Origin of the sequence: Chitinophaga pinensis DSM 2588 (genome assembly GCF_000024005.1) — a bacterium.
GTDB classification, from domain to species: domain Bacteria; phylum Bacteroidota; class Bacteroidia; order Chitinophagales; family Chitinophagaceae; genus Chitinophaga; species Chitinophaga pinensis.
In genome coordinates, this window is sequence record NC_013132.1 from 8,845,332 (window position 1) to 8,857,734 (window position 12,403).

Here is a 12,403-nt window from a genome sequence, read left to right on the forward strand (position 1 = left end):
ATTATTTAGTCTTCAATATCCGGTACGATGTCTATACCATATTCTTCTGCTGTCAGCACGCCTTTCGCCCTGATATCCGCCAGTATACCGGCATCCGGGAACAGTGTGTTCACCTGGTAGGTGTTATGCAGGAAATTCATGCTATAGAATTTGTTGGCCAGCCCGTCAGGTACACCGGCAATGTATTTCAGCACTTCATTCACGATCATCATACCCGTAGCACCATGTGTAACACCGATAGCGCCTGCATCGAAATTACGGTGATCATCGATCATGTCGAGGTTACAACGGTAAGAAGCAGCTGCATCACCACTGGCGGGCGCGATATTAAAACCTGCCCACCAGGACACCCAGTTATGTACCTCACCGATCACGAAAGGTTTACCATGCGCCACACAGGCATCGTTGATCACGAGATGCGTCGCATGATGCTGGGAACAATCGATCACGAGGTCCATACCTTCCAGCAGTTGTTTAATATTTTCCGGCTTTACCTGTAACAGTAAAGGATAATGTTTGGTAAAAGGATTGCTCGCCCACAAGCGGCTGGCAGCCATTTTAGCCTTATGTTTACGCAGGTCCTGCATCTGATAGATGGGTTGCCTGTGCATATCTTCATCAGTAATTACACCATAATCGGCAATACCGATTACACCAACGCCACTTGCGCTTAAATACTGTATCACCGGAGATCCCAATCCACCGGCGCCTACTACCAATACGCGCGTTTCCTTCAGTTTTTCCTGCATTGCAACACCCATACCCGGAACGGCAATAGCGTGTTTAAAATGCGCAAGTTCTTTTTCGATTAATGCCATTTTTTTTCAATTAAGAATTAGGAATTAAGAATTAAGAATTAAGAATTAAGAATTAGGACGCTATGTGAAATATTCCTAATTTTTAATTCCTAATTCCTAATTGATATTCTATTCTTGTGGAAATTCCAATGTAAACTTACTACCCTTCCCCATCGTGCTTTCTACTTTGATCTTGCCTTTATGGGCATCCACGATGGCTTTCACATAACTTAATCCCAATCCGAATCCTTTTACGTTATGCACATTACCTGTATGTGCACGATAGAATTTTTCAAAGATACGGGAAATCGTGTCACGGCTCATACCGATACCGTTATCTGCTATTGTAATAATGAGGCTTTTACGTGTATTGTGTGTAGATATCACTACCTCAAGGTTTTCTTTTGAATACTTGATGGCATTATCCAGCAGATTGAAGATTACGTTGGAGAAATGCACATCGTCTGCTTTAATGATGGGATTGATTGCATCCAGTCGCAGTTCGGCGTGACCTTGTTTTGCATCCAGCTGTAATTGCAGATTTTCTACTGTGCTGGATATTACATCATGTACATCTGTCACCTGCAGATTCAGTCCTATTTCATTCTTCTCCAGTAAGGCAGATTGCAGGATGCTCTCTACCTGTTTGTTCATACGCTTGTTCTCCTCTTTGATGATACCAGAGAAGTAACGGATCTTATCCCTGTTGTCCATGACCTTTTCATTACCGATAGCATCAATAGCCAGCGAGATCGTGGCCAATGGTGTTTTCAGTTCATGCGTCATGTTGTTGATAAAGTCTGATTTGATCTCCGACAATTTCTTCTGATTCAGCATTGTCCGGATAGTGAGTATAAATGCAGTAATGATCACGGCAGTAAATAACAATCCACCTGCCATCATTTTACCCAGCGATAAGAGTAACATCATGCTGTTCTTAGGCTGTACCAGCAGCAGTGTTTCTGTTTCGCCTGTCACATAGTCAAAGCTATTCACCAGTGGTATATACTGGAACGTATAGTCAAGGCTATCTGAGCTGGTGGTATTTTCAAGCATTTTGGACAATCCGGCAGATTGCATACGGATGCCGTTGCTATTGCCAAAATGACCTTTACCCAATATGGCAAATTCGAATGTTGTATCCAGGTGTTGCTCACGCAGACTTTTAGCGATCATCTCCTGCACTTCTCTTGTTGTGAAGCGATCGCTGACACTCGTTGTCAGATCGATAGTATTGGTGATCTCATACTTATCAATCGCCAATCCCTTTTCAGTAGGCCGGATGGCAGCGCCATCTACTTTAAAACGCATAGGAGGCGCTTTACGTTGAAGCATCTTCTCCTTCACGTCCAGCATTACGTTTACTGCGCGCTGTTCCATCTGCTCGCGACGTACGATAGCGGCGTTATAGATCCAGTTAACCTGGATCCAGATGATTCCCAATAATGACAGGGTAATTAACACCACAATTATGGGAAATACTTTCTTCAATGGTACCATGCTACATCAATACTAAGGCGCACAAGATACTCACAAAGAACGAGGGTACCAGCACCTGAATTGTTAAAAATCATTGCTTGCTATAGCAACATTAATACAAATTTAAAAGCTCAAAACCGTTATCCATCCTCACTTTAACAATAAAACATCACTTTAACGTAATTTTAACTGGGAAATAATATTCATAATTGATCAATCTTCTGTACATTTGCCTTATCAAACTGGTACTAAATTTGATGTACTGGTTTAACAAACTAGCAATTTTTAAATTTCTACATACATCGACATGGATTTCGTTTCCATAAGCGATTTAGATTTTGGTTGATAAAATGGTAAGGAGGCTTTCTAGCCTCCTTTTAATTTTTTAGCCTGTTTAAGGCGTTTTTAGCCCCTTTCTACCTTTCTGTGAATCATTCCCTGCCTCCTTAAAGAATACGGGAAACTGGCAAGTAAAACTCCAACAAATACTATTATACTTGCTTTCAATTAGTTAAATTTGGGTAAGTGCTAAAATTGTATGTGTATGGTTTCTTTGTCGCCTGGAATATTACTGATTGCGGACCCATTCCTTAAAGATCAGAATTTTGCCCGTACCGTTGTATTACTGTGCGAACATCAGGAGAGTCGGGGTAGCTTTGGTTTTGTGCTTAACAAGGTGTTTGACCAGTCTTTGAATGAGCTTGTACCGGAAGTGCTGATAAACAACATCAGGGTGTATTACGGAGGACCGGTACAGATAGACACCATTCACTTTATACATCAGCAGCCTGAGTTGATCAGAGGCGGGTTTGAGATACGGGACGGCGTATATTGGGGAGGTGAGTTTGATCAGGTCGTATCATTGATCAACAGTGGCCGTCTGGACCTGAACAAGATCAAGTTTTTCATAGGTTATTCGGGATGGAGTAGCGGACAGCTTGAGAATGAACTCAATGAAAAATCCTGGATCTTATCTGAAAGCAATGCACCGCTTATTTTTGAAGCAAAAGAACAGAATATATGGCCGCAGGCATTGAAGAACCTGGGCGCTAACTTTGCCATCATGGCCAATTTCCCGATAGATCCACTATTGAACTAGCAACTGAAAAGCTACGTATATGCTCCTCCGTATGCCGGTAAACCGGCTTTAGAACCATCTGTGGAAAAAAAAGTTAAAAAAATTATTATATGCCTATCGGCTGAGGCCCAATGACTAACGTCAATGGGTGCTTTTCCGTTGCTCAAAACGCTTCCCTTAAACGAGGATATTTAAAAAAAATCAAATATCTTGCTTAGGTAAAAAAGTAATGTAGTCAGAGCATTCTATTGTTTGTAAACCTGCTGATAATAGGACACCGTAGGGGAAGGAATTCTAATATAACCGAATATAAATACCTATGAAGGACAAACCAGATCACGTTTACACCTTCCTGGATATAGAATAAAAACAAAACAATTCGCAACAACGAAGTAAATGAGAGACCCTTTTTTTTATCAGGGTCAGGACATTATTTCAAACGGTTGAAGCAATAAAATCATTCGTCATCATAAACATAAAATATTCATTTTCATAGGAACAGGCCCTAGTGCCGCTGCAGGATGTATTTTCTGCGCAGCCGGGACCTGATTTGTGCAACGCCCTGGCCAGTAATCTTACTGCGCTCTAGAACAGGGCTATTTATTAATTAGATTGGAATAGTTAGGACAAAAAGAAAGGCCGGGTAATCATACCCGGCCTATTTATTTCAATTAGGAATTAGGGAATTAACAATTAAGAATTGAAATGCAGCGGAGATTGGATGAATTGGATGATGGATGAAATTGGATGAGATTGGATGGAAAGCGATAAAGAGATTGATGGGAAAGAGTAATATGATCTGAAACAAGACAACCAGTATCAATATAAAAGTTGACATCTGGTTGGTGTATAAACAAAAAAAGAGAGACGTTTCATCAGAAACGTCTCTCTTTGTATTTAAAGTAAGATGATTTACTTCTCTTTTAGTATTCAGAACTATGCTTAGTAGTCGGACTTAAATACTCCAATTCCTAATTCCTAATTCCTAATTGATTATTTCGCTTCCGCGCCTTCAACAAGCACAGTTGCTTTATTTCTGTACACTTCCACGAAACCACCTTCTATGTTATAGAACTCGCTCTGTGTTTTATCTTTCAGCACCTTCATCCTGCCTTTGCCCAGGGCAGCGATCAACGGTGCGTGCCTGTCCAGCACTTCGAAAAGACCGTCAATGCCTGGCAGCTGTACACCATACACTTCGCCGGAATACAGTTTTCTTTCAGGTGTTAATACTTCTAATAACATATTAAAAGTTAAGGGTGAAAAATATTAGTTATTAGCTGCTTCCAGCAGTTTCTTACCTTTCTCGATAGCTGCTTCGATGTTACCAACCAGGTTGAATGCTGCTTCCGGATACTCATCTACTTCACCGTCCATGATCATGTTGAAACCACGGATAGTTTCTTCGATTGGTACCAGTACACCTTTCAGACCAGTGAACTGTTCTGCTACGTGGAAAGGCTGAGACAGGAAACGCTGCACACGACGAGCGCGGGATACAGTCAGTTTATCTTCATCACTCAACTCATCCATACCCAGGATTGCGATGATGTCCTGCAGTTCTTTATAACGCTGAAGGATCATTTTAACTCTCTGTGCACAGTTGTAGTGAGCTTCACCTACGATGCTAGGGCTGAGGATACGGGAAGTTGATTCCAGCGGGCTCACAGCAGGATAGATACCTAAGTCGGAGATCTTACGATCCAATACGGTGGTAGCATCCAGGTGGGCAAAGGTTGTAGCCGGAGCAGGGTCAGTCAAGTCATCCGCAGGTACGTAAACCGCCTGTACGGAAGTGATTGAACCATTTTTAGTGGAAGTGATACGCTCCTGCATCAGACCCATCTCTGTTGCCAGGGTTGGCTGATAACCCACCGCTGATGGCATACGACCTAACAGCGCGGATACTTCAGAACCTGCCTGGGTGAAACGGAAGATGTTGTCTACGAAGAACAGGATATCTTTACCACCACCTGCAGTACCATCTCCATCACGGAAATATTCTGCCATTGTCAGACCGGATAAAGCCACACGAGCACGTGCTCCTGGTGGTTCGTTCATCTGACCGAAGATGAAGGTAGCCTGAGATTGTTTCAGACCCTCTTTATCTACTGCGCTCAGATCCCATCCGCCATGTTCCATGGACTCCTGGAATTTCGCGCCATATTTTACGATACCGGCTTCGATCATTTCACGCATCAGGTCATTACCTTCACGGGTACGCTCACCCACGCCGGCAAATACGGATAAACCTTCGTAACCTTTTGCGATGTTGTTGATCAACTCCTGGATCAATACGGTTTTACCCACACCAGCACCACCGAACAAACCAATCTTACCACCTTTTGCATATGGCTCGATCAGGTCGATTACTTTGATACCAGTGAACAGTACTTCTGTATCTGTTGCCAGATCTTCGAATTTAGGCGGCTTACGGTGAATAGGATATCCATTGCTGCTATCAACATCACCCAAGCCATCGATAGCCTCACCTACCACGTTGAACAAGCGACCTTTGATGCCTTCGCCCACCGGCATTTTAATAGGAGTGCCCTTGTCCGTTACGGCCATTCCTCTCACGAAACCATCCGTAGAGTCCATTGCTACGCAACGAACGCTATCTTCACCAAGGTGCTGCTGTACTTCCAGCACTACCTTCTGACCATTTTCGCGGGTAATTTCCAGTGCGTTGTAGATTTCGGGCAACTTTCCATCAAAGTGGACGTCCACCACGGGACCGATAATTTGCTTGATCTTACCTGTGTTAGGCATATTTTTAAGAGGTTTATAAATGCTTAAAATGAGCGGTTTGTTAATTTTGCCGCAAAGGTAATTGTTAATAGGGGAAATTCAAAAAATAGTCGGACAGACCAGAGACACTCGTCCACAGCCTTCAATTATCTATTGGAAGTCAATTAGTTCTTACAACAAAAGGCGATGAATGAGGAGTGCAATTTAGCCCTTTTAACGCATACATCATCCACTAAAGTCCATAGATAACTATTTTTTATTATAAGCAATCTATGATATTATAAATTCTTTTCAACCATTAGCCCTGCTAACTTTTACCCTTCCTCCCATCTAACATTTTCTTAACAGTTTCTGTGAAGATTTTGCTAAATAAACAGCCTAGCAAACTGATCAAACCTCCTGCAGACAAGCTTTTAGCGTTTCAGGCACAGATATTGATTTACACAAGACAAGCTAATATCTGACTCCTAACCATCGAACTAAAGAGATGCCAAAGGCCAGCTTTCAGCCTTAACAATTGATCAACTGTTATATACCACGCATTCGTTCACCGCTAAATTTTATAGCCTTCAGGAAGTTACTAAATCGCTATACAATGTTGTTTTCGGACAAATTATAAGTTGCCACACCCATTTAAAACAATCGACATGAAAAACATTAAAAACTATATTTCATTAGCTGTGATTGCGGTTTCGCTGTCAGTCACCGGCGTATCCTGCGCCACGACCCGACAGCCTTATCAGCAGACACAGGTCTCTATATCCGGCTTCTACGATGCCCTTAGCCCATACGGTAACTGGACAACCTATGGTAGCTACGGACAGGTATGGATCCCGAACGCCGGTCCCGACTTCCAGCCATACTCTACCGCAGGTCACTGGGTATATTCAGACTACGGCTGGACATGGGTATCTGATTATGACTGGGGATGGGCGCCTTTCCACTACGGCCGCTGGGCATTCGATGATGCATATGGCTGGATGTGGGTGCCTGGTACCGAATGGGGACCAGCATGGGTAAGCTGGAGAAACAGTAATGATTACTATGGATGGGCGCCGCTTGGCCCCGGTATGATGATCGGTGTCAGTATGAACATCCCGGTAGGTTACTGGTCATTTGTACCCTGCCAGTACATTACCAGCACGTATGTGAACAGATACTATGTGGACAGAGGTCATCGTGTGAATGTCTATAACAACACCACCATCATCAACAATACAACGGTGATCAATAACCGGACTTATTACCGTGGTCCTGCTACCCGTGATGTGGAACGTTACACCCGTAACGAAATCCGCCCCGTACGTGTAGTGGATGGTAACCGTCCGGGCCGTGCTACTGTTGACCGTAACCAGGTAAGTATGTACCGTCCGCAGCCATCTGCTTTACGTGGAGGACGCGGTAACAACACCTTCACCAATGGCAACGGCAATGACAGGAATAACTCTGACAGACCAGTACCTGGCAGGACTATCCGCAGAAATGACTTACCTGACAGAAATATTGACAGAAATAATGATGGCCGACCTGATAACGGTACACCCGGCAGAACAATAGACAGGGGAAATATGAATCGTCCGGACAATAGCACGCCGGTAAGACCAATAGAGAATAACAATAACAACAATATACCTGGCAGAACCAATGATAACCGTCCGACCAGACCAGAGTTTGACAGGAATAACAACAGACCGTCCACACCGGCTCCGTCTGTACCGTCAGCTCCGTCTACAAGACCGGTAACACCGTCTAACCCGGGTAACAACAATACGTTTACGCCAAGACCTGACAACAATACAAGGCCTGACCGTTCTAACAGCAGACCTGAAACAAGGCCCATGACGCCGACACCTAGCCCTGGTCCGGTAACAAGACCAGCACAGCCGCAGATGTCACGTCCACAGCCACAACCTGAAATGTCACGTCCGCAGCCGCAGCCTTCTCAGTCTCGTCCGCAGATGGTAGCGCCACAGGCACAACCTCGTCCGTCACAGCCTCCAATGCAGTCACGTCCGCAGGTACAGCCATCACGGCCGGCGCCACAGCCGCAGCCACAACGTGCTGCTCCGGCGCCATCAGCGCCACGTAGCGACAGAGGCGCCAGCAGAGGCGGTCGTTAGTCACTAACAGCCATAAACTTCGAGATAAATTTCGTTACTGATTTTGGTAAAGGTATGTTCCTCCGGGGGCATACCTTTTTGCATTAAGAGCATAGGAAGCGGGGCGCCGCCTGCCTGATAGGGTGGTTGCAGATAATTGAAGGCATAAGCCTTGAAGCCCAGTCCCTCGTAAAACCGGATACGGCGTTGCGCCTCGATAGTATGAGGTAACTCAACTTCCAGTACCAGCTTTCTATGATCTGCTTCAAGTGCCTGCATAACAGCACTGCCAATGCCGGCGCCCCTTTGTTCCGGACTCACCGCAAAGTGTTCGATAAATACAAAATCTGTCAGTTGCCAGTAGAATACGAAACCGGCAAATTGTTCACTGTTCTCCAGCAGCCCCAGTCGCAAGGCCCCACTGTTCAGCAATACCTGCTGCGCAGTCAGGTTACGTCGTTCCTCTGCGGGAAATGCCTGTTCATATAAATCCGCTACATGTCCGGGGATGATGAGCGGTGGTAATAAATTCCGTATTGATAACATTACAGCAAAGGTAAGGCTTGTGTCAGTCCGGGAAGCTGATCAGTGTCAGTCGCTATACCTGTTTCTGATCAGCATTATCGTCCAAAAGAAAGAGGCACTGACTGCAGCTCGTCCAAAACTACAGTAGTGCCTCACAAACGAGAACCCAAGATAAATATTTGAAAACGTCTTTTACATCATCATTACTGTGGTACACACATGTAAGGGTCTACCGCTCCCGGTGCTGCCGGCTTATTGGCAGACCAACAGAAATTCATCGGCTGACTGGTAATACGCTGCAGTTTCAGGGATACCTTCTGCCCTTTCCGGCTGGAAGATGCATCTACTGATTTTGTACCTTTTGCAGGAACGTCGTTAACGGTGTACTGCTCCGTTTTAAACACGTCTCCGTTTCCCTTCATATACTGTACAGCTACCACGACATTATCCAGGGGATATTCCGTCTGATTACGCACGATGATCTTCAGGTCTTTGATACCTCCCAGGAAACCGGTGCGGTAATCGCTTGTATTGACCGAAATAAACTGGTTCCAGTTACGGCGGTAATAAGTACGCCGTTCTACAAAAGTACCTTCCGTACGGGCGTTTATTTCCCTTCTGTCGGCTATCTGCCGGGCCGTCTGGCTGTTTACTTCCAGAGAACGTCTCAGATCACGGTTTTCGTTGATCAGGCGCTCATTCTCTGACAACACCTGTTTTACCCGCTTTTGTTGCCGGGAGTAACTCATTGCCAGAAAAACTATCAGGCAGATGATTACAAAAATGTATCCCACTTGTCGCTTCATATCAGGCGAAGTAGAAAAAATAGTGCCAACTCCGGACTCATCTTTCTTTAAACTCGTATCTGATTTTCTGGGCCTTCTCAAAGTCGTACAGCGTTAACAGACGTACCGTATAGTAAGAGGTCCAGAAAGAACGCAGTGCATTAATGTAGTTCTGATTAGCCATATCCTTTTCCTGTTGGGCCAGATTGAGGTCTGTAATGGATATTTTGCCAATGTAATAACGCTGTTTCGTGATCTCATACCGCTGTTTCGCAATGGTGTCCGCTTTAGCCGCACTTTCCAGCAGCTTGCGCTGGATGTTGAATTGCTGTGTCTGTAAATAGATCTCCTGTTCGAAATTCCTTTCCTGTTGCTGTATATCTATTTCTATCAGTTCCTGGTTTGCTTTTGCCTGTCTGACGCGATTACGGGCCCTTCCCCAATCCATAATCGGAATTGACACCCCTACGCTCAATAACTGGGTTTGCTGCAGATTTCCGCCTCCATATGCGTTTTTAAGCGAAGCTCCCTGACGTGCCTGTCCGAAGTTGGCCGAAAGGTTTAACTGGTAACCGCTGTTACCCCTGGCTTCAGCTACCTGTTGTTCGGCTTCCAGTCGCTGACGACGAAATGCCAGCACTGCCTGACGATTATCCTGTGCTTCCCTTTGTGCGATATCCACGGGAATCATCAGCGTTGGAATCGTATCCGGTAATGCAACCTGCACGGAAGTACCTTTGGGTAGCGTCAGGAACTGGGTTAATTCGCGATAGGCAATCTCCTTGCTCAGCGAAGCCTGTTCCAGGTTATTGCGGGCATTGATCAGGTTTAGTTCTATCTGCAATAACTCGTTCTCCGCGATCTTACCCAACTCATATCTTCCCTTCGAAATCTTGTATAATGTATCTGTATTGGCAACGTTCTGTTGCAATATTAACTCCTGTTGCTGAGCCACCAATGCATCGAAGAAATAACCGGCCGCCTGCAGCCCCGTTCTTTCGAGTGTTTCGATGTACTGTTTCTTTGATTCCTCATACAGCAAAGGTTGTATACGGCTATCCCAGCGATAGGGATTGTATAAAAGCGTAGGTTGAAAATAGCTGATCGAAAAAGGTGTAGAAAGATACCCTACACTCGATGACGGATCAAATACGTCATTCCTTGACAGGTTGGTGGCAACGGAGAATTGTCCACCGGTAAAGGGAACGATCTGGTCTGCCGCCAGACTGGTAAACGTGTACGAATAGGAACTCTTGCTGAAAGCATAGGTACCATCCGGCTGACGGATACTTTCAATATTACCCAGAAAACTACTGTTGTTGGAAGCCTGCAGTTTTAATTGCGGACGGCGGCCTGCCACATAGTATCTGAAGGCATAGAGACTATTCAGCGCACTGCTGCGCGCTTTGTAGTAAGAAGGCGATTGTTGCTGTGCCTGTACGACCACTCCCTGCAAAGACAATGTTTGCTGAGCACAGGTAACAGAAAAGGTTAACAATCCACAGATCGTAAACAGAATAGGTTTCTTAATCATGTCGCAAACATTCAATTGGGTTCTTATGAGCCGCCTTGCGGGCAGGAGAAATACCGAAGATGAGACCAACGGCTGATGCCAGCACGAAGGAAAGAAAAATAGATATACCGGAGACGATGGTGTGTATATCGGCTAACTTATCTACCAGGTAAGCGCCCGAAACACCCAGTATCACACCGATGATCCCTCCCGTAAGACTGATCAGTACTGCTTCAAACAGGAACTGCATCACGATGTCTTTCTTCTGTGCACCCAATGCCATACGGATACCGATCTCGCGGGTACGTTCAAGCACAGAAGCCAGCATGATGTTCATAATACCAATACCGCCTACCAGCAGGGAAATACCGGCAATAGCACTCAGTACGATGTTAAATACATCCTTCGTTTTCTGTTGCTGTTTCAGCAACTGCTCCGGAATAGTGATCTCAAAATCGAGTACGTCGTTGTGCCTGCGGCGCAACATACGGCTGATGATGGTGGCAGATTCCGACAGTGATTCCGACTCATGTACCTGTATCACTAACTGGTCCAGCTGATGAAAGATCTGATTGCCGGGTTGCTGGTTGTTGTTGTTGAAAAAGGCATCTTCACCGGCGCCCAGGTAAAGCGAAGGATTCTTATAACGAATCAGTGAGGTCTGTATAGGGATATAGATATCCAAGTTGTAATCTCTGATACCAAGGTTATCCTTGGTGGCTTTTGAGATGGCTTTTTCTTCTGTAACGCCAATGATCTTGAGCCACTGCGCGCCGCATTTAATCGTTTTACCTATCGGATCTTCAGAAATAAAAAACTTACGTTTTACATCACTGCCGATAATGCATACCCCCTCTCCGGCCACGCGCTGCCGCTGATTAAAAACATTGCCTGCGCCGATGCTGATATTATTGATTTCAAAGAAAGCCGGCTCCACGCCTACGATCTTCAGTTTACTGCTTTTACTACCGTAGATCACATCCTGTTCCTGGATCATTTCAGGGCTGATCACAGCAACGGTCGGAATAATACGACGGATACTTTCTGCATCGGCAATACTGAGTCCTTTAGAAAAACGTGCTTTTGTAGCCGCTGCCTTTCCGTTGCCGCTACTGCTTTTATCATCGGACTCCTTCTGTTGCTGATCGCCGTCTTTTTTATCTTCTGCCTTTGGTTTGATGACAATGTTATTCACACCTACAAGTTTCATCTGATCAAGGATTTCCGCCTGTGCGCCCCGGCCGATGGCCAGCATGGCAATAACGGCAGCTACCCCGAAAATGATCCCTAATGCGGTGAGGAATGAACGTAGTCTGTTAGCGCCCAGGGAGTCCAGGGCGATATAGAGGTTGTTGAAATTTCGGTCCAGCATTACA

General features: G+C 45.1%; 10 protein-coding genes. 2 read left to right on the forward strand and 8 right to left on the reverse strand.

Annotation, left to right across the window (positions count from 1 at the left end; all coding sequences use genetic code 11):
* Positions 1 to 5: 5 nt before the first annotated feature.
* On the reverse strand, positions 6 to 818 hold the full coding sequence (locus CPIN_RS37330; protein WP_012794633.1) for a HesA/MoeB/ThiF family protein: 813 nt from the start codon (positions 816 to 818) through the stop codon (positions 6 to 8).
* Between the two features lie 108 nt (positions 819 to 926).
* Positions 927 to 2,297, reverse strand: coding sequence for a sensor histidine kinase (locus tag CPIN_RS35000; RefSeq protein WP_012794634.1), 1,371 nt, complete (start codon positions 2,295 to 2,297; stop codon positions 927 to 929).
* Between the two features lie 523 nt (positions 2,298 to 2,820).
* Between CPIN_RS35000 and CPIN_RS35005 the strand changes: the two genes are divergently transcribed.
* Complete coding sequence (locus CPIN_RS35005) at positions 2,821 to 3,375, forward strand: YqgE/AlgH family protein (protein ID WP_012794635.1); 555 nt, start codon at positions 2,821 to 2,823, stop codon at positions 3,373 to 3,375.
* A 972-nt stretch (positions 3,376 to 4,347) separates the two neighbouring features.
* Here the strand turns inward: CPIN_RS35005 and atpC are convergent.
* Together atpC and atpD are read right to left on the reverse strand one after the other, a co-directional pair.
* A complete protein-coding gene (atpC, locus tag CPIN_RS35010; RefSeq protein ID WP_012794636.1) occupies positions 4,348 to 4,599 on the reverse strand; it encodes an ATP synthase F1 subunit epsilon in 252 nt (83 codons plus the stop codon).
* Positions 4,600 to 4,623: 24 nt separating this feature from the next.
* Positions 4,624 to 6,126, reverse strand: coding sequence for a F0F1 ATP synthase subunit beta (atpD, locus tag CPIN_RS35015; protein ID WP_012794637.1), 1,503 nt, complete (start codon positions 6,124 to 6,126; stop codon positions 4,624 to 4,626).
* A 626-nt stretch (positions 6,127 to 6,752) separates the two neighbouring features.
* Here atpD and CPIN_RS37335 point away from each other — a divergent pair.
* Positions 6,753 to 8,225 carry a DUF6600 domain-containing protein gene (locus tag CPIN_RS37335; RefSeq protein ID WP_012794638.1) on the forward strand — a complete coding sequence of 491 codons (1,473 nt, stop codon included), beginning with the start codon at positions 6,753 to 6,755 and terminating at the stop codon, positions 8,223 to 8,225.
* Between the two features lie 3 nt (positions 8,226 to 8,228).
* Here CPIN_RS37335 and CPIN_RS35025 read toward each other — a convergent pair whose 3' ends face one another.
* The 4 genes from CPIN_RS35025 to CPIN_RS35040 form a co-directional block, all read right to left on the reverse strand.
* Positions 8,229 to 8,750 carry a GNAT family N-acetyltransferase gene (locus CPIN_RS35025; protein WP_012794639.1) on the reverse strand — a complete coding sequence of 174 codons (522 nt, stop codon included), beginning with the start codon at positions 8,748 to 8,750 and terminating at the stop codon, positions 8,229 to 8,231.
* A gap of 182 nt (positions 8,751 to 8,932) precedes the next feature.
* Positions 8,933 to 9,535 carry a hypothetical protein gene (locus CPIN_RS35030; protein WP_148230698.1) on the reverse strand — a complete coding sequence of 201 codons (603 nt, stop codon included), beginning with the start codon at positions 9,533 to 9,535 and terminating at the stop codon, positions 8,933 to 8,935.
* Between the two features lie 37 nt (positions 9,536 to 9,572).
* Positions 9,573 to 11,048: a TolC family protein gene (locus tag CPIN_RS35035; protein ID WP_012794642.1), complete on the reverse strand. Its 1,476-nt coding sequence runs from the start codon at positions 11,046 to 11,048 to the stop codon at positions 9,573 to 9,575.
* Positions 11,041 to 12,399 carry an ABC transporter permease gene (locus tag CPIN_RS35040; RefSeq protein WP_012794643.1) on the reverse strand — a complete coding sequence of 453 codons (1,359 nt, stop codon included), beginning with the start codon at positions 12,397 to 12,399 and terminating at the stop codon, positions 11,041 to 11,043. The genes CPIN_RS35035 and CPIN_RS35040 overlap by 8 nt, the downstream gene beginning before the upstream one ends.
* Between the last annotated feature and the right edge of the window lie 4 nt (positions 12,400 to 12,403).

Excerpts from the sequence above, each read along its gene's own strand:
- CPIN_RS37330 (WP_012794633.1), bottom strand. The coding sequence starts at position 818 with ATGGCATTAATCGAAAAAGAACTTGCGCATTTTAAACACGCTATTGCC.
- CPIN_RS35000 (WP_012794634.1), bottom strand. The coding sequence starts at position 2,297 with ATGGTACCATTGAAGAAAGTATTTCCCATAATTGTGGTGTTAATTACC.
- CPIN_RS35005 (WP_012794635.1), top strand. The coding sequence starts at position 2,821 with ATGGTTTCTTTGTCGCCTGGAATATTACTGATTGCGGACCCATTCCTT.
- atpC (WP_012794636.1), bottom strand. The coding sequence starts at position 4,599 with ATGTTATTAGAAGTATTAACACCTGAAAGAAAACTGTATTCCGGCGAA.
- atpD (WP_012794637.1), bottom strand. The coding sequence starts at position 6,126 with ATGCCTAACACAGGTAAGATCAAGCAAATTATCGGTCCCGTGGTGGAC.
- CPIN_RS37335 (WP_012794638.1), top strand. The coding sequence starts at position 6,753 with ATGAAAAACATTAAAAACTATATTTCATTAGCTGTGATTGCGGTTTCG.
- CPIN_RS35025 (WP_012794639.1), bottom strand. The coding sequence starts at position 8,750 with ATGTTATCAATACGGAATTTATTACCACCGCTCATCATCCCCGGACAT.
- CPIN_RS35030 (WP_148230698.1), bottom strand. The coding sequence starts at position 9,535 with ATGAAGCGACAAGTGGGATACATTTTTGTAATCATCTGCCTGATAGTT.
- CPIN_RS35035 (WP_012794642.1), bottom strand. The coding sequence starts at position 11,048 with ATGATTAAGAAACCTATTCTGTTTACGATCTGTGGATTGTTAACCTTT.
- CPIN_RS35040 (WP_012794643.1), bottom strand. The coding sequence starts at position 12,399 with ATGCTGGACCGAAATTTCAACAACCTCTATATCGCCCTGGACTCCCTG.